Origin of the sequence: Pseudomonas nitroreducens, from assembly GCF_010994165.1 — a bacterium.
GTDB lineage: Bacteria > Pseudomonadota > Gammaproteobacteria > Pseudomonadales > Pseudomonadaceae > Pseudomonas > Pseudomonas nitroreducens.
This window is the reverse complement of the sequence record NZ_WMBX01000001.1, coordinates 1,112,061-1,138,577: the sequence shown is the minus strand read 5'-3', so window position 1 is coordinate 1,138,577 and position 26,517 is coordinate 1,112,061. Positions and strand designations below refer to the sequence as shown.

Annotated in this window: 25 protein-coding genes; 11 read left to right on the top strand and 14 right to left on the bottom strand. The window is 62.7% G+C overall.

All coding sequences use genetic code 11. The annotated features are described in order from the left end of the window. The 9 genes from GJV37_RS05415 to GJV37_RS05375 all read right to left on the bottom strand — a co-directional run bounded on the left by GJV37_RS05415 (position 1) and on the right by GJV37_RS05375 (position 8,272). Positions 1-1,197, bottom strand: a complete 1,197-nt coding sequence (locus GJV37_RS05415; RefSeq protein ID WP_138526151.1) for an acyl-CoA dehydrogenase family protein — start codon at positions 1,195-1,197, stop codon at positions 1-3. Between the two features lie 9 nt (positions 1,198-1,206). Next, on the bottom strand, positions 1,207-2,352 hold the full coding sequence (locus GJV37_RS05410) for a CaiB/BaiF CoA transferase family protein (protein ID WP_138526152.1): 1,146 nt from the start codon (positions 2,350-2,352) through the stop codon (positions 1,207-1,209). 107 nt (positions 2,353-2,459) lie between these two features. Then, complete coding sequence (locus GJV37_RS05405) at positions 2,460-3,452, bottom strand: alpha/beta hydrolase (RefSeq protein ID WP_138526153.1); 993 nt, start codon at positions 3,450-3,452, stop codon at positions 2,460-2,462. Then, a complete protein-coding gene (locus tag GJV37_RS05400; RefSeq protein ID WP_138526154.1) occupies positions 3,445-4,287 on the bottom strand; it encodes an SDR family oxidoreductase in 843 nt (280 codons plus the stop codon). The genes GJV37_RS05405 and GJV37_RS05400 overlap by 8 nt, the downstream gene beginning before the upstream one ends. A gap of 4 nt (positions 4,288-4,291) precedes the next feature. After that, the gene (locus GJV37_RS05395; protein ID WP_138526155.1) at positions 4,292-5,083 is read right to left on the bottom strand and encodes an enoyl-CoA hydratase/isomerase family protein; all 792 of its coding nucleotides are present in this window, start codon (positions 5,081-5,083) and stop codon (positions 4,292-4,294) included. A gap of 10 nt (positions 5,084-5,093) precedes the next feature. Beyond that, positions 5,094-5,882 (bottom strand): enoyl-CoA hydratase/isomerase family protein, encoded by a 789-nt coding sequence (locus tag GJV37_RS05390; protein WP_138526156.1) that lies wholly within the window; start codon positions 5,880-5,882, stop codon positions 5,094-5,096. Between the two features lie 13 nt (positions 5,883-5,895). Beyond that, positions 5,896-6,693, bottom strand: coding sequence for an enoyl-CoA hydratase/isomerase family protein (locus GJV37_RS05385; RefSeq protein ID WP_218939129.1), 798 nt, complete (start codon positions 6,691-6,693; stop codon positions 5,896-5,898). Continuing rightward, positions 6,690-7,841, bottom strand: coding sequence for a thiolase (locus GJV37_RS05380; protein ID WP_138526158.1), 1,152 nt, complete (start codon positions 7,839-7,841; stop codon positions 6,690-6,692). The genes GJV37_RS05385 and GJV37_RS05380 overlap by 4 nt, the downstream gene beginning before the upstream one ends. A 62-nt stretch (positions 7,842-7,903) precedes the next feature. Then, complete coding sequence (locus GJV37_RS05375; RefSeq protein WP_138526159.1) at positions 7,904-8,272, bottom strand: Zn-ribbon domain-containing OB-fold protein; 369 nt, start codon at positions 8,270-8,272, stop codon at positions 7,904-7,906. A 325-nt stretch (positions 8,273-8,597) separates the two neighbouring features. On the opposite strand from GJV37_RS05375, the gene GJV37_RS05370 reads away from it, so the two are divergent. The 11 genes from GJV37_RS05370 to GJV37_RS05320 all read left to right on the top strand — a co-directional run bounded on the left by GJV37_RS05370 (position 8,598) and on the right by GJV37_RS05320 (position 19,370). After that, entirely contained in the window at positions 8,598-9,827 is a 1,230-nt protein-coding gene (locus tag GJV37_RS05370) for an acyl-CoA dehydrogenase family protein (RefSeq protein WP_218939130.1), read from the top strand. A 55-nt stretch (positions 9,828-9,882) separates the two neighbouring features. Then, a complete protein-coding gene (locus tag GJV37_RS05365; protein WP_138526160.1) occupies positions 9,883-10,362 on the top strand; it encodes a MaoC family dehydratase in 480 nt (159 codons plus the stop codon). A 17-nt stretch (positions 10,363-10,379) separates the two neighbouring features. Continuing rightward, complete coding sequence (locus tag GJV37_RS05360; protein WP_218939131.1) at positions 10,380-11,651, top strand: CaiB/BaiF CoA transferase family protein; 1,272 nt, start codon at positions 10,380-10,382, stop codon at positions 11,649-11,651. A 22-nt stretch (positions 11,652-11,673) separates the two neighbouring features. Next, the gene (locus tag GJV37_RS05355) at positions 11,674-12,438 is read left to right on the top strand and encodes a glucose 1-dehydrogenase (RefSeq protein WP_138526162.1); all 765 of its coding nucleotides are present in this window, start codon (positions 11,674-11,676) and stop codon (positions 12,436-12,438) included. A 27-nt stretch (positions 12,439-12,465) separates the two neighbouring features. Continuing rightward, on the top strand, positions 12,466-13,242 hold the full coding sequence (locus GJV37_RS05350) for an enoyl-CoA hydratase-related protein (protein ID WP_138526163.1): 777 nt from the start codon (positions 12,466-12,468) through the stop codon (positions 13,240-13,242). A 246-nt stretch (positions 13,243-13,488) separates the two neighbouring features. Beyond that, entirely contained in the window at positions 13,489-14,283 is a 795-nt protein-coding gene (locus tag GJV37_RS05345) for a spirocyclase AveC family protein (protein ID WP_223121855.1), read from the top strand. A gap of 9 nt (positions 14,284-14,292) precedes the next feature. After that, complete coding sequence (locus GJV37_RS05340; protein ID WP_138526454.1) at positions 14,293-15,348, top strand: alpha/beta hydrolase; 1,056 nt, start codon at positions 14,293-14,295, stop codon at positions 15,346-15,348. Between the two features lie 162 nt (positions 15,349-15,510). Continuing rightward, positions 15,511-16,425, top strand: coding sequence for a crotonase/enoyl-CoA hydratase family protein (locus GJV37_RS05335; protein ID WP_138526455.1), 915 nt, complete (start codon positions 15,511-15,513; stop codon positions 16,423-16,425). After that, the gene (locus GJV37_RS05330; protein ID WP_138526456.1) at positions 16,425-17,234 is read left to right on the top strand and encodes an enoyl-CoA hydratase-related protein; all 810 of its coding nucleotides are present in this window, start codon (positions 16,425-16,427) and stop codon (positions 17,232-17,234) included. The genes GJV37_RS05335 and GJV37_RS05330 overlap by 1 nt, the downstream gene beginning before the upstream one ends. 85 nt (positions 17,235-17,319) lie before the next feature. Further along, positions 17,320-18,219: a crotonase/enoyl-CoA hydratase family protein gene (locus GJV37_RS05325; RefSeq protein ID WP_138526457.1), complete on the top strand. Its 900-nt coding sequence runs from the start codon at positions 17,320-17,322 to the stop codon at positions 18,217-18,219. Positions 18,220-18,269: 50 nt separating this feature from the next. Then, positions 18,270-19,370, top strand: coding sequence for an NAD(P)H-dependent flavin oxidoreductase (locus tag GJV37_RS05320; RefSeq protein WP_138526458.1), 1,101 nt, complete (start codon positions 18,270-18,272; stop codon positions 19,368-19,370). Between the two features lie 78 nt (positions 19,371-19,448). Here GJV37_RS05320 and GJV37_RS05315 read toward each other — a convergent pair whose 3' ends face one another. From GJV37_RS05315 to GJV37_RS05295, 5 genes are all read right to left on the bottom strand, one after another. Beyond that, the gene (locus GJV37_RS05315; RefSeq protein WP_138526459.1) at positions 19,449-20,252 is read right to left on the bottom strand and encodes an SDR family NAD(P)-dependent oxidoreductase; all 804 of its coding nucleotides are present in this window, start codon (positions 20,250-20,252) and stop codon (positions 19,449-19,451) included. A gap of 70 nt (positions 20,253-20,322) precedes the next feature. Further along, positions 20,323-21,384 (bottom strand): protein kinase family protein, encoded by a 1,062-nt coding sequence (locus tag GJV37_RS05310; protein WP_138526460.1) that lies wholly within the window; start codon positions 21,382-21,384, stop codon positions 20,323-20,325. Between the two features lie 56 nt (positions 21,385-21,440). Next, positions 21,441-22,814 (bottom strand): DUF1329 domain-containing protein, encoded by a 1,374-nt coding sequence (locus tag GJV37_RS05305; RefSeq protein ID WP_138526461.1) that lies wholly within the window; start codon positions 22,812-22,814, stop codon positions 21,441-21,443. Further along, entirely contained in the window at positions 22,811-25,357 is a 2,547-nt protein-coding gene (locus GJV37_RS05300; RefSeq protein ID WP_218939135.1) for an efflux RND transporter permease subunit, read from the bottom strand. Before GJV37_RS05300 ends, GJV37_RS05305 begins: the two co-directional genes overlap by 4 nt. A 65-nt stretch (positions 25,358-25,422) precedes the next feature. Continuing rightward, the gene (locus GJV37_RS05295) at positions 25,423-26,481 is read right to left on the bottom strand and encodes a WD40/YVTN/BNR-like repeat-containing protein (RefSeq protein ID WP_246228245.1); all 1,059 of its coding nucleotides are present in this window, start codon (positions 26,479-26,481) and stop codon (positions 25,423-25,425) included. Positions 26,482-26,517: the final 36 nt, after the last annotated feature.

Here is a 26,517-nt window from a genome sequence, read left to right as displayed (position 1 = left end):
TTAGAGTCCGAGCAGGGATTTGGCCAGGATGTTGTGCTGGATTTCGTTGGAGCCACCAACGATGGACACGTGGCGCACCCAGTAGTAGTTGGGCGCGATGGTGCGTGCCCAATCGTCGTTACCCTCCACCTCGCGGTCGCCAACGACGAACTCGTGGTCGTATTCCAGAGCGTTGTAGCCGGCCACTTCCATCAGCAACTCGGTAGCGGCCTGCTGCAGTTCCGAGCCCTTCATCTTCAGGATCGAACTGCGCGGATCGGGCGCATGGCCGAACTTCTCGCTATCGGCGATGACGCGCATCTGGGTCATCTCCAGCGCCTTGAGCTCCACCTCCAGCGCGGCGACGCGCTCGCGGAAGCGCGACTCGTCGGCCAACACGCCATCACCGGCGGGCACCTGCGCGGCCAACTGCTTGGCACGGCGCACGCGGAACTTCGACAGGCCGACACGGGCGATGCCGCCGCGCTCGCTGCCGAGCAGGAACTTGGCGACATCCCAACCGCGGTTTTCCTCACCGACCAGGTTGGCCACTGGCACGCGCACGTTGTCGAGGAACATCTCGTTTGTTTCGTGGTGGCCGTCGAGGGTGACGATCGGGCGTATCGAGATGCCCGGAGTCTTCATGTCCATGAGCAGGAAACTGATGCCCTGCTGCTTCTTGGCCGTGGCGTCTGTGCGCACCAGCACGAAGCACCAGTCGGCATGGTGCGCGGTGGAGGTCCAGAGCTTCTGACCGTTAAGCACGTAGTGATCACCATCGCGAACGGCGCTGGTGCGCAGCGAGGCCAGGTCCGACCCCGAGCCCGGCTCCGAGAAGCCCTGGCAGAACCAGTAGTCCATCTTCGCCACGCGTGGCAGGAAGTGCTCTTTCTGCGCCTGGGTGCCGAAGGCGATCAGCACCGGGCCGATCATGTTCATGTTGAAAGAGATCGGTTCAGGCGCAGGTGCCATGTGCAGCTCTTCCTTGAAGATGTAGTGCTGCGTGGCGCTCCAGGCCTGACCGCCCCACTCCGGCGCCCAGGCCGGGCAAGACCAGCCCTTGGCGTGCAGGATTTTCACCCAGCTCACCATTTCGTCCTTGGACAAGCGCTGTCCGAACTCGACCTTGCGCTGGATCGACGCCGGCACGGCGCTCTTCAGGAAGGCGCGGACCTCATCGCGAAAAGCCAGCTCTTCAGGGGTGAATCGCAGTTCCATAAGGGGTCCTCAGTCGATGATGCCGTTGCCGCGCAGCTCCGCGATCCGTTGCGGATCGAACCAGGCAGCTAAGGCAGCATCAGTGTTCTCGGTGGTGATCGGTTGCGGCGCAAACGGCGTGTGTGGAACGCTGCGCGAAAAGCGCGGCGCGGGCGCCGGCTGAGTCACGCCGTCGACTTCGATGAACGTGCCGCGGGCGCGCAAGTGCGGGTGCTCCGGCGCCTCTACGAAACTCAGCACACCGGCGGCACAGGCGTCGCTGGACTCCAGCAGCGCCGCCCACTCGTCTCGGGTGCGGCTGCGGAAGCGCTCAGCGATCGTCTGTTTGGCGGCAGCCCAAGCCGTGCGGTCCATCTGTGCGCCGAGGGTTGCCGGGTCCAGGTCCAGCAGGCGGAGCAATTCCGCGTAGAACTTGCTCTCGATGGGGCCGATGCTCAGGTACTTGCCGTCGCTGCACTGGTAGCAGTCGTAGAACGGCGAACCACTATCAGTAATGTTGGTCCCCCGCCCTTCCTTCCAGATCCCCGCGGCGATCATGCCGAAGAAGGTGGTGGCCAGATGCGCGGCACCATCGACGATAGCCGCGTCGACCACCTGCCCCAGGCCGGAGCGTTGTGCCTCCAGAATCCCCGCCATCAGCCCCAGGGCCAGATACAGCGAGCCGCCGGCGTAGTCTCCCAGCAGGTTCAGCGGAATGCTCGGCGGCTGCCCTTCGCGCCCGATGGCATCGAGGATGCCGGTGAGCGCGAGGTAGTTCAGGTCATGCCCGGCGTATTTCGCCAGCGGTCCGTCCTGGCCCCAGCCGGTCATCCGGCCATAGACCAGGCGCGGATTGCGCGCCAGGCAATCGTCAGGCCCCAAGCCCAGGCGCTCGGTGACGCCAGGGCGGAAACCTTCGATCAGAGCGTCAGCCTGCTCGACCAGCTGCAGCACGGTCTCGACGCCCGCCGGATCCTTCAGGTCGACGGCGATCGCGTAGCGATTGCGCAACAGGGTGTTGTATTGCAACGGGCGTTCGATACCCAGCTTGACCGGTTCCTTGCGGTCGACCCGGATCACCGTCGCACCTAGATCAGCCAGCAACATGGCGCACATCGGCCCGGGCCCGATTCCTGCCAGCTCGACGACCTTGATCCCGGAAAGCGGACCTGCCATTCAGACTCTCCCCAGGCCGGATACGGCCTGCCATTGATCTTCTTGCCCGCGCCGCGTGATTCTGGAGCCGGGTCCCGGTGCCGCTGGCACGGTCAGGCGGCAGCGCATTACGCTGCACACACCCGGCGCGCCCAGGACTCGATGCGATCCCAGAGCAGGCGGCGAGTCCCGGCGAAGTTGTGCATGTGCGCCATGCGCGGCACGATGAACAGGCTGACGTCCGGCGAGGCTAGGTAGGCCGTCGGCTCCGCATGCGGCTCGGGGCAGACGTCGCGCTCACCCATGGCGACCAGTACCGGTACCGTTATCGCGGCGGCCTCCTCCTTGACGATGCCCGGCGTCATCATGGTTACGGCGCACGGCGGCACAGTGAAGCTGCCGAAGCGCGGTGCGGTCTGCCGTATCGGATAGCCGCCGCCCATGTCTGCCTCAAGAATGTCCGGCGGCACGTCTTCCCAGTGGAACGGATAGACGAAATCGACCACCGTCTGGCTGCTGGCCTCGACGCTGATTTCCTCCAGCGGCTTGCCGCCCTGCACAAGGTGCCCCTGGATGCCGAGCTGGCGGTCGCTTTCGTCGCGCTGCGGCAGTACGGTATGCAGCGCGCTATAGCCCAGCGGAGCAATGCCGTCGAAGGTGGCATGGCGGCCCTGCATGGCGATGGTGACGTTGCCGCCCATCGACTGTCCAAGGCCGACCGCCTTCAATCCCGGGAGCGCCGGATAATCGGCGAGCAGGCGGCCCTCGCGCAGCTTGCCAAGCACTTCGCGGACCGCAGCGTCGTTGGCAGTGGCCAGCTGCTGCACGGTGTATTCGCGCAGGTGGTCACCGCTGCTGTCGCCCACGCCCAGGTGGTCGTAGCTGACGAAAATGAAGCCGTTGCGCACATGTGCGAGCGCTTGGCTGTAATCCACGTGGCCGGAAAAGTCCATGTCGTAGTAGTGCCGCGTGTAGCCACCACCGGGCGAAGCGAAAATCGCGACCGGTTGCGCGCCAAGCACCTCTGCCGGCGGCAAGTACACGCTCAACGCGATCCACTGGGGCGACTGATAGGGCAGCGCGGCGCTGACGTCGATGCGCAACTCGAGCGGATTAGCCACGACGAAGCTCCTGCCATTGTTCTTCCGTCCAGTCCTGCATCGCGCGGAACGACGGCCCGCCTACGCCCTGCATCCAGCGGCCGCCGTCGATCACCACCATCTCGCCGGTGATGTAGCCGGAACCGTCGCTGGCCAGGTAGCTGTAAAGGTTGGCCAGCTCCTGGTGGTCGCCGAAGCGCCGCAGCGGAACGCCCTTGTCTTGCGGCTCGACCTGCGAGCCCGGCGGGTACAGCTGTTCCCAGGCCCCAGGTGTGGGGAACAGGCCCGGAGCCACACAGTTCAGGCGAATGCCCTTGGGGCCCCACTCCACCGCCAGGCTGCGGGTCATCGCCAGTACCCCGGCCTTGGCCGCCGCGCTCGGCGCAGTGAACGCCGAGCCAGTCATGGTCGGCGTGGAGACGGTGCTGATGACGTTGCCCGGCCGCCCCTCGGCTATCCAGCGTTTACCGGCAGCGATGGTGCAGTAGAAGCTGCCGTGCAGGACGATATCCAGCACCGCGTCCACCGCCCGAGGCGACAGCGTTTCGGTGCGCGCGATGAAGTTGGCGGCAGCATTGCACAGCAGCACATCGAGCGGACCGCTGCTCCAGATTTCCTCCATCATCGCCTCGACCGACTCGGCGTTGCGCACATCGGCCTGCACGGTGGCAACCCGCGCCCCCGGAATTGCCTCGCGGAATTCTGCGGCTGTGGCGTCCAGGACCTCCTTGCGACGACCGGCAATCACCAGCTCGGCGCCCAGTTCCAGGTAGCGCTTGCCGATGCTCTTGCCCAGACCGGTGCCGCCACCAGTGATCAGAATCTTTTTCCCCGCCAGAAGCGTGCGTTCGAACATGGCTTCAATTCCCGCTGAATGTCGGTTTGCGTTTTTCCAGGAAGGCCGTCACGGCTTCCTGGTGGTCCTGTGTCTGGCGGGTCAGCGGGTTGAGGTCGACCTCGCGCCGCCAGGCCGCTTCTATGCTGTTGCCGCCCTGCACCAGCGAGGCCTTGAGCAACGCCAGGGTCACCGGTGGCAGCTGGGCCAGCCGCGCAGCCTGGGCGATGGCAGCCTCCAGGGCCTGGCCGGGAGCGACTACCTGGTTGAACAGGCCGATGCGCCCGGCCTCGGCACCGTCGAAGGAGGCGCCACTGAGCATCAGTTCGCGGGCCTTGCCGGCCCCCACCTTCTGCGGCAGGGTCCAGAGCACGCCGGTGTCGGGCAGCAAACCGACCTTGACAAATGCGCAGGACAGCTTCGCCGCCGTGCTGCCGATCGCCAGATCGCAGGCTGCGGCCAGAGAAACACCAGCCCCCATGCAACTGCCCTCAACCGCTGCGACAATCGGCTTGTCGCCGGTGAAGAGCATCCGGAATAGACGCACGCCGATGCTGATGCGCTCGCGCATATCCAGCAGTGAAGGCGAGACCTGGGTCATTTCAGAGAGATCGCCGCCGGCGCAGAAATGCTCGCCGGCCCCGGTGAGGACGATGGCGCGGCTTTGCGTGTCCTCGTGGAGCAGCTGGTGGAAGACCTCGAGCAGCGCGAGGCGCATCTTCAGCGAGAACGCGTTGCGCCGTTCGGGGTAGTTCATGGTGACGATGGCCACCTGGTCGCGGTGCTCGACCTGGACGATGTCGGTGTGTTCGCTCATCTCGGGTCCCTTATTGGCCGGTGAAGACCGGCGCGCGCTTCTCGATGAAGGCGTTGGCCGCTTCCAGGTGATCCTTCGACTGGCGCAGAAGCGGCTGGTAGTCGATTTCCGCGCGCAGCGAGGCTTCCATGTGGTCGGCACCGAAGGTCAGCGCGGACTTCAGCAGGGCCATGCCCAGCGGCGGTTGTTGCGCCAAGGCGCGGGCGTATTCGATGGCCGCCGGCAGCGCCTGCCCCGGCTCGACCACGCGGTTGGCCAGGCCGATGCGCAGGGCCTCGGCCGCGTCGATTTCTCGCGCCAGCGAGAGGAGCTCACGGGCCTTGCCCGGGCCGATCTTCTTCGGCAGGGTCCAGAGGATGCCGGTATCGGGAATCAGCCCGATGCGCATGAAGGCCGCGCAGAAGCGCGCGTCGGATGCCGCCACCAGGTAGTCGGTGGCGACCGCCAGCGACAGCCCGGCGCCGAAGGCCACACCTTCGACCGCGCTGACCACCGGCTTGGGGCCACCGAGCATGTCGCGCACCACTTCACAGGACTCGGCGAGAATCTCGCGGCTCTGCAGCACCGTGCGCTTGGTCATCTCGGAAATGTCGGCGCCAGCGCTGAATTGCCCGCCTGCGCCGGTGAGCACGATGGCCTTTGACTCGGGGTCGGCGACCAACAGGCGGTGCATGGTGTCGCGCAGGGCCAGGCGCATCTGCCGGCCCATGGCATTGCGCCGCTGCGGATTGTTGATGGTGACGATGGCAATTTCGCCATCGCGGCTGACCTGTATGCGCTCGTCGCTATGTTCGGACATGTCGCACTCCTTATCAGTTGCCGACAAACACGGCCGGACGTTTTTCCATAAAGGCCTTGGCGGCCTCCTGGTGGTCCTGGCTGCGACGCAGGATCGGCTGTAGGTTGACTTCGGTCTCGATCGCCTCGTCCAGCGAGGCGATCCCCCCGGCCAACGCCGACTTCAGGTGAGCCACCGCCAGCGGCGGCATGCTCGCGTACTGGCGCGCAACTTCCAGCGCAGCCGACAGGGTCTCGCCAGGTGCTGTCAGTTGGTTGGCGAACCCCATATCCAGGGCCTCGCGGCCATTGAACTCATCGGCGCCGAGCATCAGCTGGCGGGCCTTGCCGCCGCCGACGCGCTGAGCCAACGACCAGAACAGACCGGTATCGGGCATCAGTCCGACCTTGACGAAGGCGCAGGCATAGCGGGTATCGCTGGCAGTAACCACATAATCGCTGGCAGCGGCGAGGGACACGCCCGCGCCCATGGCGAAGCCTTCGACGGCAGCAACGACAGCCTTGGGGCCCTCTACCAGCAATCGGAAGATGTTCAGCGGAAGTAGATTGCGCTCGCGGTATTCCAGAACGGTGCGCTCTTTCATTTCCGAGATGTCGCCACCAGCGCAGAACACCTGATTAGCGCCGGTGAGCACGATCGCCCGGCAAGCACTGTCCTGATGCATCAGCCGATACAACACTTCGTACAGCGACTCACGCATCTTCAACGAGAAGGCATTGCGCCGTTGCGGGTAGCTGAGCGTGACGATCGCCACCTCGCCGTCGCGTTCGACGCGCACCAACTGCTCCGAGGTTTCGATGGCCTGGCTCACAGGGTGTCCTCCGTGCCGAGAATCAGCGTCGCTTGGCTGGACAGCACGCCACCGTTGCCATGGGCGACGGCCAGCCTGGCGCCGTCCACCTGGCGGGCGCCGCATTGGCCCATCAGCTGCTGAGTGGCCTCGACCATGGTGAACAGGCCGTACATCCCCGGGTGGACGCAGGACAGGCCACCACCATTGGTATTCACCGCCAACCGCCCGCCGGGCGCGATACCACCGTCGGCGACAAAGCGCCCGCCCTCACCCTTCGGACAGAAGCCGAGGTCTTCGAGGAACAGGATGGTGTTGATGGTGAAGGCGTCGTAGAGCATGACGACATCGATGTCGGCGGCGCTCACGCCGGCCATTTCATAGGCCCGACGCGAAGAGTCCTGTGCTGCAGTCACCGTCAGGTCGGCCATGGAGGCAATTTCGCGGTGCGTGGTGGCGGAGCCCGCACCCAGCAGGTACGCCGGGTTGGCCACCAAGTCGCGCGCCCGGTCAGCACGAACCATGACCACTGCGGCGGCGCCGTCGGTGACCAAGCAGCAGTCACGCACGGTCAGCGGGTCGGACACCATACGCGCGCCCAGCACATCTTCGATGCTGAGGTCGTCGCGCATATAGGCATCGGGGTTGAGCTGCGCCCACTTGCGCGCGGCGACCGCGACTTCGGCGAGGTGCTCGCGCGTGGTGCCGTATTGATGCATGTGCCGGGCCGCTGCCAGAGCATAGGACGACACCGGGTTTATCGGCCGATAAGGCGTCTCCCACGGCGACGGGCGCGAGGACTGCACCAGCTTGCCGGATGCGCTCTTCTGGTTGCTGCCATATGCGATCAGGGCAACGTCAATCTGGCCGCTGGCCAGCGCCATCGCGGCAGTGTGGGCGTATATCTGGAAAGCCGACCCGCCGGTACGGTTGTTGTCGGTGAAGCGCGGATGGATGCCCAGGTATTCGGAGAACGTCAGCCCCGAGAGCATGTCATCGGGGACACTGACGAACAGCCCATCGACATCGCTGGGCTTCAGCCCGACCTGGGCCAGGGCGCGCACGCTGGCGGCTGCCGCCAGATCCATGGACGACAGCCCGGGAGCCTCGCCCATTCCGTAAGTGGCGCCGGACACGATGGCGGTCTGCCCACGCAAGCTCTGATACATATCGTCTCCTGCCTTGTTCTTGTCTGTGCAGGTTGAAGAAGCGTTCGATGGCAAGCGCCAGGTCAGGCCGGCTCGAACACGAGAACCGCCGCTGCGGGGTCATCACGCAAGATCTTCGCCTTCACCGGCATGCCAATGCGCACCTGCTCAGGGGCCACACCCTCGACACGGCTCATCAGGCGCACGCCTTCTTCGAGGTCGATCAGGGCGACGTTGTAGTTCGGGGTTGGTGGGCGCTGGCGCACAACGGTCGTGGAATAGACGACGCCACGACCACTGGCCTCAACCCATTCCAGGTCGGTGTTGCCCGTGCCAGGCTCCGCGACGCGCGGATAGAAGACATGGCCGCCACTCTGGCGGCTGCGCTGGATCATGAAGCGCCCTTGGCAAAGGAAGCGCTGGTAATCGGATTCCGGTTGCAGGCTGTGCATGAGCCCTCCTTTGAGAGGCCGTTGCAGATCATCTTTATGAACAACGTTCCGAATAGTAAACGTCGTTCAGAGATCGCGTCAAGCCGCCAACCGGATATACCACCCATCCTTTATGCATCATTCCAAACGGCGTTTCCATAACTCCGGCGATGCTTTTGTCACTTTTCTACCTATCTATAAGCGCCATGGATGACCGGCACCCCTAGAAACACAAAACATCCACGGATTTCGCGGCATCCAGGCACTTCAACCGCTAGCTTCGTCGCTTGACACCTTTTATGAACGTCGTTTACTTTTACGAACAGCGTTCAGAATTATACAACCCATGGCATTGCCCGCCGCGCGGCAGCAAGCCCATGACGGAGCCAGCGATACCGTGAACTACGAATTGACCGACGAGCAGCGCGAAATCCAGGATCTGATCCGCCGGGTGGCGCGCGAAAAGGTGGCCCCGCGGGCGGACGAGATCGATCGCAGTGCGGAATACCCGCATGACATGTTCGCCCTGCTTAAGGAGCTGGGCCTCTTCGCCCTGCCCTTCCCGACCGAGTACGGCGGCACCAACAGCCTGCTGTCCGCCTGTATCGCGGTCGAAGAGCTAGGGCGCGTCTGCTATAACACCGGATACCTGCTGGTCGTGCAGTGGACACCGTTCGGCGCCATCCTGGCCGGCGGCACCGAGGAACAGAAACAGCGCCTGCTGCCCGGCCTAGCCAGTGGCGACATCCGTGGCGCCCTTTCGCTCACCGAACCGCAGAGCGGCTCGGACGTCTCCGGCATCAAGACCAGCGCCCGTCGCGTGGAAGGCGGCTATCGCCTGAACGGCGCGAAGATCTGGTGCACCAATTCACACATCGCTGACTTCATCCTGGTCGCCGCGAAAACCGTGGACGAAGGCGGCGCGCCCCTGGGTATCAACCTGTTCATCGTCGACCGGCAGACCCCAGGTCTGACCATCGGTGCCCACGAAAGCAAGATGGGCGCGCGCGGCGTGCCCGCTTGCCCGCTGTTCTTCGACGACGCCTTCGTGCCCGTAGCCAACCGCGTTGGCCCGGAAGGCGGCGAGGGTTTCAAAGTAGCCATGGAGGCGCTGAACACCAGCCGTCCACTGATCGCCGCGCGCGCAGTGGGCCTGGCCCAGGGCGCCATCGATCACTCAGTTGACTACATCCAGAACCGCGTCGCCTTCAAGCAGAAGGTCAGCGACTTCCAGGGCGTGCGCTGGATGATTGCCGACATGGTCACTCAAACCGAAGCAGCCCGTCAGCTGGTATACCGCACCGCCTCCATGGTCGACGCCGGTGTCACCGGGCGCGCCCTCGCCCCCATGGCTGCGATGTCGAAGATGTTCGCCTCCGACGTGGCCATGAAGGTCGCCACCGACGCAGTGCAGCTGTTCGGCGCCGCCGGCATCTCCAATGAGTACCCGATCAATCGTTATTTCCGCGACGCCAAGGTGGTCCAGATCATCGAAGGCACCAACCAGATCCAGCGCAACATCGTCGCCGACAGTGTTCTCGGCCGCGCCAGCCGCGGCGAGGCGAAGCCCCGCTAAGGGCCTTGCGTAGCACCACACGCCCCGCATTCAACAATAAAGATAGGGAAAAGAAATGGAGCAGATCGAAACCGTAGGCCTGGGCATTCACTGGGAAGACCTCCCCGTGGGCCGTCGTTTCAAGACTGTCGGCCGTACCGTGACCGAAACGGACGTGGTCAATTTCGTCTCGGTGACCGGCATGCTCGAGGTGCTCTTCACCAACGTCGAGTTCCTCAAGGAGCAATCGGCAATCAAGGGGCGGGTCGCCCCTGGCGCACTGGTCTTCACTTTCGCCGAAGGTCTGCTGACTCAGGCCACCATGCAGGGGGTCGGCTTCGCCTTCCTGAACATGGAGTTGGACATCAAGGGGCCGGTCTTCGTCGGTGACACCATCCACGTGGAATGCGAGGTCATCGAGTGCCGCGAGAGCAAGAACCGCCCCGGCCTCGGCCTGGTGCGCACGCGCAACCGCATCTACAAGCAGGACGGCACGTTGGTGCAGGAGTACACCCCCCTGCGCCTGGTCAAGGGCAAGGACTACAGGGCTGACTGATCATGGTGCAACGGGCAATGGAGAAAGCCACCGGCCCGCTCACAGGGCTGCGTGTTATCGACCTGACTATCAACGTGCTTGGCCCAGTCGCCACTCAAATTCTTGGCGATATGGGGGCCGATGTAATCAAGGTCGAACCACCCACTGGAGACCAGAACCGTCAGAACGGCCCAGGCCGTAATGCCGGGATGTCGGTCTTCTATCTGATCATGAACCGCAACAAGCGCAGCGTGGTACTCGACCTGAAAAAGGAAGAGTGCATGGAGGCGCTAATGAAGCTGGTCGAGACTGCGGACGTGATCGTCCACAGTATGCGCCCCAGCGCAGCCGCTCGATTGGGCATCTGCTACGAAAAAATTCGTGCTCGTAATCCGCGGATCATCTACGCATTCGCACCTGGTTACCGAGGTGACGGCCCTTACAAAGACATGCCGGCATTCGACGATGTGATTCAGGGGGAGAGCGGTCTCGCTGCAATCAACCGGGATCTGGACGGACGCCCTCGCTACTTCCCCACTGTAATCGTGGACAAGTTCTGCGGGTATGTACTGGCTTCATCGATCAGCATGGCTCTGCTGCACCGTGAGCGCACTGGCGAGGGTCAGCAGGTACTCGTTCCTATGCTGGAGACGATGCTTCAGTTCAACCTCTTTGAGCATATGTGGGAAGGAGCCCTCGGAGAATCAAGCGGCCTCGGCTACACGAGGATGTTCTCTCCACATCGTCGGCCATACGCCACGCTCGATGGCTACATCTGTCTGCTGGCGGTCAATGATGAGCAATGGCGCCGAGTACTCACTGCCATCGGACGGCCAGAGCTTCTAGAAGACTCGCGCTTCTGCCGAATGACTGAACGTATGCGCAACATCAACGAGCTGTACAGCATTCTCGGTGATGCCATCTGCAAACGTACTTCAGCCTACTGGGAAAAGGCCTTTGCGGAAGCTGATGTACCTCATGGTCAAGTCCGCGAGCTCAATGAGCTGATGAACGACGACTACCTAAGGGAGACCGGTTTCTTCCAAAAGGTAGAGCACCCGACAGAGGGTAGCTTGGTGATGACCTCCATCCCAGTGCAGTTCTCAGCCTCTCCGGGGAACGTCCGCTACCTCCCCCCGAACCTTGGCGAACACAGCCAGGAAGTTCTGGCCGAGATTGGCTACAGCACAGAGCAGATTGACCGACTTAGTGCCCCCCGGGCTGCAAGCACGCAGAAGCCCGCGCCGCCGTCCCCATCTCCATCAGTCGATAGTCTGGCCATCGAATCTGCGGCTCAGCCGCGTTCTTAGCGACTCCTTAAGGGTACTTAGCATGAAAGGATTGAAAGATAAGGTCGTAGTGGTGACCGGCGGCGCAGGCGGCATTGGTAGTGCTATCTGCAAGAGATTCGCCGAAGAAGGCTCCGTGGTCGCGGTTTTCGACCTGAATGCTGATGCTGCCAACCGACTTGTAGGTGAGATTGAGTCCGCTGGCGGCCGTGCTCGTGGCTACAGCGTTGATATTACGGATCACGCTGGTGTGCATGCAGCCGTAGAGCGCGTGGAAGGTGAGTTGGGCCCGATTGAAGTCCTGGTCAACAACGCCGGCTGGGATACGGGCGCCTTTTTCCTGCAGACCGAAAAGCCGTTCTGGGACAAGGTCGTCGCTATCAACCTCTATGGCCCCCTGAACATGCACCACGCTGTTCTGCGCCGAATGAGCGAACGCGGCCGTGGCCGCGTGGTGAATATTTCCTCGGATGCAGGACGCGTTGGCTCTTCGATGGAAGCCGTTTACTCGTTCTGCAAGGGCGGTCTGATCGCCTTCACCAAAACCATGGCTCGCGAAATGTCCCGCCAGCAGATCCCGGTGAACGTCGTCTGCCCTGGTCCTACCGCCACTCCGCTGCTGGACAACCTCGCTCAGGGTGAAAAGGGCGAGAAGATCAAAGCCGGCCTGGTGAAGGCTGTTCCGTTCGGCCGTATGGGACAGCCCGATGACATTGCCGGAATGGTGCTGTTCCTCTCCAGTGACGATGCCGCCTTTATCACCGGGCAAGTAATCAGCGTTTCTGGCGGCCTGACCATGGCTGGCTGACCCAAGAATCTTCATCAGGAGTTAAACATGGAATTCAAAGACATCATCTACACCGAAGACAACGGTGTCGCCACCATCACCATCAACCGCCCTCAGGTGTACAACGCTTTCACTTCGAATACCTGTGAGGAGCTGATCCAGGCTTTCAGCCTGGCTGGCTACAACAAAGATGTAGGCGTCGTAGTCCTCACTGGTACCGGTGATAAAGCTTTCTGCACCGGCAGCGACCAGTCTGGTGGCCGCCACAAGGGTCGCGGTGTTGTTGGCCTGCCTATCGAAGAACTGCAGAGCATCATCCGCGATATTCCCAAGCCAGTGATCGCACGCGTGAACGGCTACGCGATCGGCGGCGGCAACGTACTCGTCACCCTGTGTGACCTCGCCATTGCCTCCGAGACCGCCCAACTCGGTCAGGTAGGTCCGAAAGTGGGCTCGGTTGACCCTGGTTTCGGCACTGCTCTGCTCGCGCGACTCGCAGGCGACAAGCGCGCGCGTGAAATTTGGTATCTCTGCCGCCGCTACAGCGCACAGCAGGCTCTTGACTGGGGCCTGGTCAACGCCGTCGTTCCGGCAGATCAACTCGATGCCGAAGTTAAGAAGTGGTGCGATGAGATCCTGCAGATGAGCCCGACCGCCATCGCCCTTGCCAAGCGTTCCTTCAACATGGACAACGAGAACATCCGCGGTATCGGAGCTTTCGCCATGCAAGCCCTGGCGATGTATTACGACACAGAGGAATCCAAAGAAGGCGGCAATGCCTTCCGCGAAAAGCGTAAACCGGAATTCCGCAAATACGTTAAGTGATCCTGAAGAGGCGACCGTATCGGTTGCCTCTTTTTTATGCAAAGAAGCACAACAGGAACAATAACAATGACGGCCAACGTTAGTGCGCTTTCGACAACCCGATCCTGGGCCCTAGTATTCTGGGGAACCCTAGGTAGCGTCTTCCTAGCAGTCCAAATCTACGTTTATGGATCCTGGATTCGCTCCGACGACTTTCGCCCCACATTGCGGGGGACTGACCCCATCCCAGACTACTCGCGCTGGGCAATGACGATTTACGAAGTGCTGAGCTTGGCTACTCTGGCCTTTGCGCTGATCTGGTTCGTTCGCGGCATTCAAAAGAGTGGCCGCCTGGATAGTACGCGACTGATGATGATCGGCTGGCTATCTGCTTATTGGCTAGATCCGTTCCTGAACTTTCTACGGCCGATGTTCACATACAACGCCTACGCCTTTAACTACGGATGTTGGTGCGAATTTATTCCTGGCTGGCAGACCCCTAACGGTTCTCGCATTGCAGAACCGCTGCTGATTGACGCTCCATCCTACTTTTACTCATTCGCGGGAACAGCGCTGATTGGCCTAGCAGTCATGAAGAAAGCCAAAGCTCGCTTTCCTGGTATTGGCGTCGTCGGACTCACGCTCGCTGGCTTCGTGGGTGTATGGATCTCAATGGGGCTGCTAGACATCGTCGCCACTCGTTATCTTCACTTCGATGCTTGGCCTGGCGCCTTCCAGCAGTGGTCGTTCTGGGGCGGTCACTTCTACCAGTTCCCAATCTACGAATTCGTGCTCTTCCCTTCTACCTTCATCGCTTGCGCTTTCTTGCTCATGCATGCGGACTCCAATGGTCACACGGCTATAGAACGAGGAATCGAGAGCTTTTCGTCGGCACCTTGGCTCGGCACCCTGCTGAGAATCCTCGCCTACATCGCCTTCTGCAATTTGCTGAACCTGGCCTACACGAGCGCCATGGGCGTTCATGCGCTCTACGTCGATGCCTGGCCGGTGGACATGCCCAGCTGGCTGAGCAATGAACAGGTGCCCATCGGCGCCCAATGAACCCCGAGCATGCTTGTCACCTTTACCGGTGATCTTTCCGCCGCCTGTCGCAAACCAGGCGGCTTTTTTTTAGGAGTGCCGGCCATGAAAACGCAACCTTCCCTCGCATTCGACGAAGCGACGCAGGCGGTCCTGCCGGAACTTCGCCCGTCCATCACCTTTCCGGTGCGCTGGTTGTCGCTGCGCCCTTTGAATCCACGCAAGGTGCGCGCTATGCGCCTGCTGGACTCCCTGGCGGCCCTGCCGACCCGTCTGCGCGCCACGCGCCGACGCATCCCGGGCCTCCCCGGCCGCCCAGAGGTGAACATCCACCTGATCGACCGCCGGCCAGGCCGGCCACAAGCCACGCCGGCTTTGCTGTACCTGCACGGCGGCGGCTACGTGATGGGCTCGGCGGCGATGCGCGCCGAAAGCCTGGCGCAACTATCTGCCCGGCTCGGCTGCCTGGTCGTTTCGGTCGACTACCGCCTGGCCCCGGAGACGCCCTTCCCAGGCGCCCTCGACGACAACTACGCGGCACTGCGCTGGCTACTGCTGAGCGCCGACGAGTTGGGGGTCGATCCGGCGCGCGTCGCAGTGATGGGCGACAGCGCTGGTGGCGGACATGCCGCTGTCCTGGCCCTGGCGGTTCGCGACCGCGGCGATGCGCAGCTGTGCTGCCAGGTGCTGATTTACCCGATGCTGGACGACCGGACTGCCTCGGACGCTGGGCCGGAATGGTCCGGGCACTTCGCCTGGAACGCCGCTTCGAACCGCTTCGGCTGGGCTGCTCTGCTGGGCTGCCCGCCTGGCTCGGCAAACGTGCCGGCGGGCGCAGTGGCGGCGCGCGCCGAACGTCTCGACGGCTTGCCGCCCACCTGGATCGGCGTCGGCAGCCTCGATCTGTTTCAAGCCGAAGACCTTGCCTATGCAGCGCGTCTGGAGCAGGCGGGAATACCGGTACGGCTGCATGTCCAGCAGGGTGCCTACCACGGCTTCGATTACTTCGCCCCACACAGCGATGCGGCGCGTGAATTCACCCAATCCTGGATGCAGGCGCTGAGCGAGGCTTTCGCAGCCGGCTGATCAGCGCCACCTGGTAAAACCCTCAAAATATCGCCACAACCCCCGCCCCGCCTGGGCTTTGACAATGTTTAGCTACCTAACAGAATCTTCGCTGCGCACTTGACCGAAGCTGTCGAGCGTTTATATTATCGACCGTCGTTCAAAAAAATGCATGGAGATAAGATGAACAAGCACCTCCGCAGCTCGGACTATCTGCTGTTCAATGTCGAGAACCGGGTTGCCCGCATTACTCTGAACCGCCCGGACAAGCGTAATGCGTTGCACCCTGCCCTGCTGGCCGAATTGCGCGATGCGCTGCTCGAAGCCGATGACCGTAATGACGTCAACGTAGTGATCCTGGAGGGCGCCGGCAAGGACTTCTGCGCGGGCTACGACCTTGCCGGGGCCTACGCCGGTTTCAAGGATGGCACCCCGCCGTGGGACGAGTCCCGCTACCGCACTATCAACAAGTCGGTCGACGATGACTGCTGGAACATGGAACAGACCCAGAAGCTGAACATGGTTCTGTTCGACATGCACAAGCCGGTCATCGCCAAGGTCCAGGGCAACTGCCTGGCCGGCGGCACCGATCTGGCGCTGATGTGTGACTTCATCATCTGTGCCGAGAACGCGAAGATCGGCTTCCCTGCCGCCCGCGCCAATGGCACCCCGCCGATCCAGATGTGGATGTACCACGTCGGTCCGCAGTGGGCCAAACGTATGATGATGACCGGTGACAACCTTTGGGGCCACGAAGCCGTGCGCATCGGCCTGGTGCTCGACGCGGTACCGGTCGAGCAGCTCGACGACGCGGTCAACGAGCTGGCTCGGCGGATCAGCTTCGTCGACGCCGAGCTGCTCTCCTCGCACAAGCGCATCATCAACGCCGCGCTGGAACTGCAAGGCGCCCGCACCCTGCAACGCTTCGCCGTCGAGATGGACGCCCGCGCTCACCTCAGCCAGGGCCCCCGCCGCACCCAGTTCAAGGCCGACATGGCGGAGATGGGTCTGAAGGACGCGCTGCGCAAGCGCGACGAACCCTACGGCGACGGCATGGTCAAGGCGCACTGGCTCAACGGCGAGAAAGGAGCGGAATGATGAGCGAGAATTTTCTGATCGATGAACCGATCGAGGGCGTCAAACGCATCACCATTAATCGTCCGGAGTCGACCAACTCCTTCCAGTTCGAGATGTACACCGAGCTGGCCGACCTGTTCAAACAGATCAAGTACGACCCGAAGACCCGCGTGGTTATCCTGACCGCCGCGGGGAACAGGCACTTCTGCACCGGCCATGACCTGAAGAACCCGGGCAAGGCCGATTGGATTGCCGAAGGCCTGGGCAAGCCCTTCTTCTCGCGCTACTCGATCGATGTCATCGCTTCGCTTCCGGTACTGATGCGCAACCTGCCGCAGCCGGTGATCTGCGCCGTCAATGGCACAGTCGCGGGGATGGCGCTGGCCTTTCCGCTGGCGGCGGACATTACCCTCGCGGCGAAGTCTGCCAAGTTCGTCAACGCGATCCACAACGCCGGCTCTGGCGCCGAGCTGGGCATCAGCTACCTGCTGCCTCGCGCCGTGGGCGCGCAGCGCGCCGCCGAGATCCTCTACACCTCGCGCCCGGTGCTGGCGGACGAAGCCGAGCGCATCGGCATGGTGCTCAAGGCCGTGCCGGACGAGGAACTGCAGGACGCCTGCCTGGAAATCGCCAGGAACATCGTGGCTAACGTGCCGATGGGCATCTGGGTCACCAAGCAGTCGCTGTGGCAGAACATGAACGCCGGCAGCCTGGAGCAGGCCATCGAGTTCGAGAGCCGTGGCGTGTACGTGGCGCAGTCCACCGAGGACAAGGTCGAGAAACAGAAGGCGTTCTTCGAAAAGCGCGCCCCGAACTTCTCCTTCAAGTAACCGGCCCGTACCGGGGCCCGCATGTGGGCCCCTTCCCCAACGCAGTCAGGCAGTGACGACGGATCGCTGCCCAGGAGACGATCCCGTGAATTTCGAGACGATTCGCTACGAGGTCAAGGACCGCATCGCGACGGTGACCCTCAACCGTCCTGAAGTCTTCAACGCTATGAACCCGCTGATGATGAACGAGCTCATCGCTGTGTTCGACGAGACCGACCGCGACGACAATGTCCGCGTCGTCGTCGTGACCGGTGAAGGCAAAGGCTTCTGCGGCGGAGCCGACCTGACCAAGGGCGCCGACATTTTCGACAAGAACAAGAACGGCAGCGCGGAAACGGACAGCCCGATTCGCGCCGACGGCAGCTTCGACTACAGCAAGGAATCGGCGCGTGACGGCGGTGGCAAGCTTGCCCTGCGCATCTTCGACAGCCTCAAGCCTGTGATCGGCGCCATCAACGGCGCCGGCGTCGGCATCGGTGCCTCGATGCTGCTGCCCATGGACATCCGCATCGCCAGCGAAAAGGCCCGCCTGGGCTTCGTCTACGCCCGTCGCGGAATCGTCTTCGAATGCTGTTCGTCCTGGTTCCTGCCGCGCCTGGTCGGCATCACCAAGGCGCTGGAGTGGAGCTTCAGCGGCCGCGTCATGCCTGCCGAGGAACTCAAGGCCGGCGGCCTGGTGAGCGAAGTAGTCCCCCATGAGCAGCTGCTGCCTCGCGCCTACGAGATCGCCCGCGAAATCGCCGACAACACCGCGCCGGTGTCTATCGCGCTGATGCGCCAGATGGCCTGGCGCGGCCTGGGCATGTCCCATCCGATGGAAGCGCATCGTATCGAGAGCCGTGGCATCTGCACCCGTGGACGCAGCCCGGACGCGAAGGAAGGCGTGAAGTCCTTCGTCGAGAAGCGCCTGCCGGAGTTCGCCTGCAGCGTGTCGCAGGACATGCCTGACTATTTCCCCTGGTGGGAACAGCCGACCTACTCTTGACCCCTTAATAACAAGACCGGCCCGCGCGCCGGCGCCCAAGGACTCAGCGCATGAACACATCGATTACCGAATTGTTTGGCATCCAGTACCCGATCCTCAACGCGGGCATGGGCCGGGTGGCCTTTCCCAACATGGTCGCGGCGGTGTCGAACGCCGGAGGCCTGGGCGTCTACGGCGCCGGTTCGAACCCGCCGGAAGTCACCCGCGCGGCGATCCGTGAGATCCGCTCTCTGACCGACAAACCTTTCGGCGCCAACGCCCCTCTGGCGCTGCCCAACGGCATGGCCAACGCCAAGGTCCTGCTCGAGGAAAAGGTCCCGGTAATCAACTACTCGATGGGCAAGGGCGACTGGATCGTCAAGGCCGCCCATGCTTACGGCGGCAAGGTGGTTGCCTCGGTCAACGACGTGAAGCTGGCCCTGCGTGCCGAAGCCCACGGTTGCGATGCGGTGATCGCTGCGGGCCACGAGGCGGCGGGACACGCTGGCGAGGTCACAACCTTCGTGCTGATCCCGCGCCTGGCCGAACTCCTGAAGATTCCGGTGATAGCCGCCGGCGGCGTGGCCAATGGCGCCGGACTGGTCGCCGCGCTCGCCCTGGGCGCCGGCGGTGTGTCGATGGGCACCCGTTTCTGGACCACCCAGGAAGGCCCGATGCATGAGAACTTCAAGAATAAGGCAGTCGAGCTGGACGTGCAGGACACCATTTTCTCCGACCGCTTCGACGGTATTCCATGCCGGCAGATGAAGACCGCGGCGGCCGAGCGAATGGTCAACGCAAAGATGCTCAACGTTCTGGAAATCTTCCTCAACTCGTTCACCATCGCCAAGGAACTGAATATCCCCTGGCTGAAACTGGCGACCTCCACTCTGTCGATGGGACCGCGGCACGTCGAGTCGATGATGCGCATGTCGCAGATGCTCAAGATGCACGGCCTGACCATGTCCAGCGGCGACCTGGACAAGGGCATGACCGCCTCCGGCCAGTCAGTAGGGCTGGTGCACGATCTGCCGAGCATCGCGCAACTGATGCAGGCCATAATCGCAGAGGCGGAAGCCGTGCAGCGCCGCCTAGCCGGCCAGGTACCGACTCCCGTTCAGGGAGGCTCGGCAGACAGCCGCGTACACATGAGCAGTCAGCACCAGGCGTAATGGTGCCGACAAACCAAGGGGAGGCATGGCCTCCCCTTTCTATTTCCACGTAAATGCTCAGCCACGCCTCGCCGTGCTTCAGCCCGCGAGATAGCCGCCATCGGCGTACAACACCTGGGCGGTGATATAGCTCGCGGCCGGGCTCGCCAGGAACAGCACCGCACGGGCGATTTCGTCCGGATCAGCGGGCTCGTCCCTCAGAGGAACCCGGGAGAACCACTCCTCCCCCAGTTTGCGCAGCGCCTCAGGCGATAAGCCGTTCTGGGTAACGCCAGGTGTTCCCGGTGTACGGGTGCCGCCGGGGCCAACAGCGTTGACGCGGATCTGGTGCGGCCCCAGCTCCACAGCCAGCGATTGGGTCATCATGGCTACGCCCGCTTTGGCGGTGTTGTAGTCGACCTTGAAGCGCACCGGATGTGCCGCCGCTGTGGAAGCGATATTGACGATGGCGCCGCCGCGTTTCTGCGCGATCATCTGCCGGGCCACCGCCTGGGACAGAAAGAACACGGCTTTGGTGTTCACCGACATGAATCGGTCCCAGTCGGATTCAGTAAGGGTTTCCCAGGTCGCCCAACCACGCAGGGCGGCGTTGTTCACCAAGATGTCGATCCCGCCGTAGGCCCCCAAGGTTCGCTCGACAATAAGCCGTATGCCAGCGGCATCGGCCACGTCCGCACCCACGGTGGTGCAACGCCCGCCCCGCCGGTGAATCAGCTCCAGGGTTTCGGCGCAGCCGTCGTCCATGAGATCGACGGCGACGACACTGGCACCGGCATCGGCCAGGCGCTGAGCGATGGCTTGGCCGATGCCCCGCGCCGCGCCGGTTACGACGGCAACTTGGCCGGAAAGATCGAACAGCTGGGTAGTTGGCACGAAACTCATTCACCCTCCTCTTTCGATTTACCGTGCGTTGGATTCGCAGCGGACCGGCGACCCGCCCTGCTCCCAGCCTTCAGGCCAGCAGCGACAAGGTGTCGTGGCACAGCGCGGCATCGGCGAAACGCGCGCAATAGGCGGTATTCACTGCCTCGGTCTGGAAGCGGGTCTCGTTGATGATGAAAACGAACAGCCCCCAAGCAATTTCCTTGCGATAACAGTCCCACGCCTCGTCGAAATCCGGCGCCGCCACACCTTCGGCAGCCAGACAGTCGAGGTAGTACTGCAAAAGCGGACGCTCCCACTCGCGGCGGTCCATGAGATCCAGGGCGCAGATCAGGTGATAGGTGACGTCGGCGAACCAGGGCGCACGGTTGACCTGCATGTCGAAGAAGCCCGGGGTACCGTCGGCCTCTTCGTAAAGGTTGCCCAGGTGAGTATCGCCGTGGCTCAGAGTAAGAGGATGATTGCCATGCAGCTCGGCGAGCTTGCCGAAGGCGGCGCGCATCCAGTCGAGGTCGTGCAGGCGGCGGGAGATCGCCGCACCACGCGGAGAACCGATGTAGTGCTGCCAGGTTTCCGGTTGCAGATAGCGGTCAGCATACATCAGCGTGTCGCCGGTCATCCGCGGCTCGATCCAGGCGAGCACCCCGCCCTCCTCGAACGCCTGGTGCCGCCACATCTGTGCGTGGTACCTGGCCATAGCCTGCAGACGACGCTTCACTTGCGCGAAGCCCTGCGGCATTTGCGCATGGCAGAAACTCGCCCCGCGAGCGACGAGATCTTCCATGAGGATGATCGACTGGTAGCCGTGTTCGTCACTACCGGCGAAATAGCACCGGGGAGTGCGGATATCCCAGAGCGGCAAGACTTCACCGTAGGTACGCGCTTCCTTGGCGTACATGAAACCCATGCCCGGACTGTGCGCCTCGAAGCCACCCTTGACGATCATCGTTCGTGGCAGCTCCAGGGCCTGTCCGCCGCGGTCGTAATTCAGCTCAATGCGGATCTTGGTCGAGGTACCGAGCATCACGTCAGCGACCCGGCAACCCTCGACAATGATATTCGGGAAGCGGACCCTTAGGGCCTGCTGTACCCATTCGGCGGTGATCTCTTCGACTTTCAGGGGCAATTGCATGAGCAACTCCTGGAAGTGAGGTGCCCGCCCCGGAACGGGTCAGGCACCAGGTCGCGTCAGCGGATGCCTGCGCCGGCCATAGCCGTAGGAGACAGGGCGTTAGGCGAGAAGGCCTCGCTAGCGAACCAGCTGCTGCGCGTGCCGCCGGCCATGGACGCAAGCGCGTAGTTGCCCTTGGAATGGTCATACATAATCACCGCCTCGGAGCGCATCTGAGGCACGTTCTCGTACGCCACGAACGTCACAAAGTTCTGCGAGCGATGAAGCTTGTTGGCGGCGTCGTAGGAGTCGTAGAGCGCCATGCTCCAGCTGTCTTCGTCGAGGTAGAACATCTTGCGCGGGTTGGCGTGGCGTTGGCCCGGCTTCAAGGACGCCTCGACTACCCACACACGGTGCAGCTCCCAGCGAACCAGGTCGGGATTGGCGTACCCCTGGCGGATCAGCTGATCGGTGGGTGCGCCGGAGGTGCGGTAGGTGTTGTAGGGAATGTACATCTCCCGCTTACCCACCAGTTTGAAGTCGAAGCGGTCCATCTTGCCGTCGAACCCGTTGATCTCGTCGAAGGTGATGAGGCCGCCATACTGAGCCGAGACAGTGTCGTACTTGAACTCTGGCGCCAGCCGTACGCGGCGCTGACCCGGTGTGTAGGACCAGGCACTGTCCGACTTCTGGTCCAGGCGCAGCGGGGTGTAGCGCATGTCCTTTGACCCTGACTTCGCGGCCGGCGCCTTGTTGGTATTCAGCAGGCGGTTGCTGAACTCGGAGCTCGACTTGCTGTTATCCCAGTACTCATGTTCGTAGATGACCGAAGAATCAGTCACCAGCGTTTTCTGGCCGGCGGTGTCGATCAGGTAGGTGGCGAAGTTCCCCGACTCGTAGGGGCGGAAGAAACGCGTATTGAAGTTCCACATCGCCTCGGCGCCGGACTTCGGGATTGGGAACGGCACCTGAGCATGGGCGTCTGCCAACCCCAGACCATTGGTCTCAAGGCGTGGTTTGGCGATGTTGTTCAGAGTGTTGTCGCGCGCCCACTGCGGCAGCGGCGGCGCGCTACGGTGCGTCGGATAGACGTCGATGCGGTACTCCGGGTAGCGCGTCAGCAGGGCCTTGTTGCCGTCGTCCAGCTTGTCGGCGTACTGCGCCATGTTGCTGGATGTAATCGAGAACAGAGGTTTCTCACCGGCATACGGGTCCACGTAGGGGAACCCGCCGCGCGGGTCCTGCGGCGCGTAACCGGCCGGCGCCTTGGTCAGCGCCTTGGCCGGATCGTAGGCCGGGATGCTGCCATCGGCGTTGCCGGCGACGGTGGCACCGAACTCGGTGAGGGTCTTGCCGAGCTGGGCTGCTTCCTCCGCGCTGGGTGCCGCCAGGGCCTGACCAGCCAGAACAGTGCTTACTGCAAGAGGCAGCAGGTACTTCACGTGCATCATCGATCTCTCCTGAGCTTCACATTGATGCCGACCGCGTCGAGATCACCTGCCGGCTCTGCGGCACGCAATTCGGCGCTGGGCACCGACAACGTCGCCACTCGCATGGCGTCTTTCGGAACAACGGATGCCTCCTTCTGGACGGGCGTCTCGGCTTGCGCCGAATCGCCCAAGCCGCGCAAGAGGAAATAGGACAAGGCGGGAATCAGGATCAGCGCACCGATCATGTTGCCGATGAACATGAAGGTCAGCAGGATGCCCATGTCGGCCTGGAACTTGATCGGCGACCAAACCCAGGTGACCACCCCGGCGGCCAGAGTCATGCCGACCAGCGCTACCACTCGGCCGGTAAAGCGCAGGGCGTAGCGGTAGGCCTCACCCAGGCTGCGCCCAGCCTTCTGCTGCTGTAATTGCACGCTGAGCAGGTAAAGCGCATAGTCGACGCCGATGCCGACGCCCAAAGTAATGGCCGGCAAGGTGGCGACTTTCATACCAATGCCCAGCAACACCATTAACGCCTCGCACAGCACCGTACTGATGAACAGTGGCAGCACCGCGATGAAGGTCGCACGCCAGTTGCGGAACGCCACGAAACACAGCAGGGTCACGGCGCCGTAGAGCGCCAGCAGCATCTTGCCATTGGCACTCTCCACCACGATGTTGGTTACCGCCTCGATACCAGCGCTGCCGGCCGCCAGGAGAAAATGCCGATTTTCATCGTTGTGCGCCGCCGCGAAGGTCTCGGCCGCTTTCACCACATGGCTGAGGGTGTCGGCCTTGTGGTCCTCCAGATAGGCGACGATAGGTGTCACCGAACAGGTACGATCCACCAACTCAGGCTTGTCGACCTGCACCTGCTCGATCGCCGAGTTGAGGTTGCTGGCGTTACGCGGCACCGACATCCACTTCGGGTTTCCCTCGTTCTGACCAGCGAAGACCATGCGCACCGAGTCCGGCGCGGAGACCGTCATCTGCACGCCCGGTACCTGGCGCAGCTGATTGCTCAGGCGATCGGCCTCGACCAGCGAGGGGTATTCCAGGCAACCGCCTTCGGCGGTCTTCATCATCACGACGAACAGGTCACTGGAGAGCGCGTAGTGGCCGGTGAGATAGGCGATGTCGCGGTTGTACCTAGAGTCTGAGCGCAGCTCCGGCGCACCGGCGTCGAGGTCGCCGATCTTCACGTGGGAACCGACCAGCACGCCGCCCACGGTGACCGCCGCCGCCACTGCCACGGCGATGCTTGCCCGACCGCGCTGGGTGAAGCTGGCGAAGAACTCCCAGAGGCGCCCGGCTGCCTGCCCCTTTTCCTGGGCAATGCTACGCTGCGCCGCCTTGGCGCTGACGCCGACATAGGAGAGGGACACCGGCACAAGAACGAGGATGGTGAAGATCAGGATGCCGACGCCGATGGACATGCTGACGGCCATCTCCTTGATCACCGGAATGTCGATGATGATCAGCACGGCGAAGCCGACCACGTTGGCCAGAAGCGCGGTGATGCCGGCGCGGAATAGACGGCGGAAGGTGTAGCGCGCGGCGACGTACTTGTGCGTCCCGCGGCCGACGTCCTGCATGATCCCGTTCATCTTCTGCGCGCCATGGGATAAGCCAATGGCGAAGATCAGGAACGGCACCAGGATCAGGTAGGGGTCGAGCACATAGCCGATCAGACTGAGGATGCCCAGCAGCCAGACCACCCCGAGCGCCGCGTAAAAGACCAGCAGCAGGGTGCTGCGGATGCAGCGGGTATAAAGGAACACGAAGAGCGCGGCGATCGCGGCGGCGATCGCGAAGAACTCTGCGACCTGCCACAGGCCATCGATCAGATCACCCACAAGCTTGGCGAAACCGACGATGTGAATTTTGATCTTCGGCGTTTCCAGCGAGCGCACCTTGCTTTCCAGCTGGTGCGAGAAGTCGCGGTAGTCCAGCGCCTGGCCGGTGTCCTGGTTCCGCTCCATCAGGGGCACGACGATCAGGCTGGACTTGAAGTCCGAGGCCACGAAACTGCCGACAATACCGGCCTGGAGAATGTTGTTGCGCAGGGCCCCCATGGCCGCTTGTGACCAGTCGAAGGGATCCGGCATCACCGGACCGCCGCGGTAGCCTTCTTCGGTGACCTCGGTCCAACGCAGGCTGGAGGTCCAAAGGCTGCGCAGCGCCGAGCGATCCACCCCGGGCATTAGGAACAGGGTGTCGTTGGCCTTTTGCAGGACCTCCAGAGCGTCCTTGTCGAAGATGCTACCCTGGGTATTTTCCACCACCACCCGAACCGAGTTACCCATCCCACGGAGGGCGTCCTTATTCTGGAAGTAGTTCTGAATGTAGGGATGTGATTGCGGGATCATCTTCTCGAAGCTGGCGTTGACCGGCAGCTTCGCCGCCTGCCACGCCCAGAAGAAGGTGCTCAACAGGCAGATGAGCAGGATCGCCAGGCGATGGTTGAAGATGAACCGCTCGAGCCAGACACCGCTGTTTCGATCAAAGTCCTTGGGATCGCGGATGACCTGCATGTCATCCTGTTCGCCGACAGGAATAGCCATAAATGTCTTCTCGATTGTTATTGTTCAGACGGGATTGCACGCACTGGCCAGTGCGGTCGTTCAACTCATTGCGCCGGGGCTATTTGCACCCCCGACATGCCGACGATCGCCACCCTATCGCCATCCACTTGGCTCAACCCAGCGAATAGGTAGGGGCGCACCGACTCGAGAGCACTGAAACTCCGGCCCAGATCATCGCTGCGCAGGACAGCGCCGGCCTGGCTGGCCACCAGCAGGGTACCCTTGTCGTTGATTGCGCTGGCCACCAGCCCCGCCGCGTTTCCGGTCTCCACACGACTCCAGGTCTGGCCGCCGTCGGTAGAGCGGAAGGCGTTGCCGCGGAGCCCGTGCGCCAGAATGAACCGCTGGTCCCCCACGACGCCGAAGAAGCTGCCGGCATAGCCGGTGCTCAGGGGGACAAAGCGCTGCTGGTTACGGTCGAGCTTGAACACCGTTCCCTGTTCACTGGCGATGTACAGCTCGCCGGCGATACCGGTAATGGCGTTGAGATGGAAACTGTTGGGGTTGTCGATCTTCTCGATCCACGACTCCCAGCTCTTGCCGCCATCGTGGGTGGCCATGAGAGTACCGAAGGCGCCTACAGCGAACCCGTCGCGCTCGTTCTCGAACCAAACCCCCAGAAAAGGTTGCTCGGGACCGTTGCCGAAATTCAGCTTGACCAGGTCCAGGTACTGGCTGGCCCGCTCGTCGCCCTTTTCCGCCTGCGCTTGGAAGTGCGCGGTCAATAACTTGAGCAGATCGCGCCCGTCGAGCTGCTTGCTCCAGCTCTCCCCGCCGTCGGCACTGTGCAGGATAACGCCATCATGGCCCACGGCCCATCCGAGCGAGGCGTCCGGAAATTGCACGGCCACCAGGTCCGAACTCACCGGCACTTTAGCCTGCTTCCAATGCTGGCCGGCATCATCCGACAGCAGCACGACACCGCGAGCGCCCACCGCGACCAATCGAGCTCCTGCCTGGGTAATGGCAGTCAGCTGGGACTGGGCCGCCAGCCGATTGATTTCGGCCGGGGCATCGAGGGGGTCCGCGTAGGGTTGCGCCATCGCCACAGAAATCGGCAACAGGCCGGCCAGCAGAACGGCGGTGAAGGATAGACGCGGCAAGAGAACCTCCAGAACTACGGTCGCCGGTAAATAGAT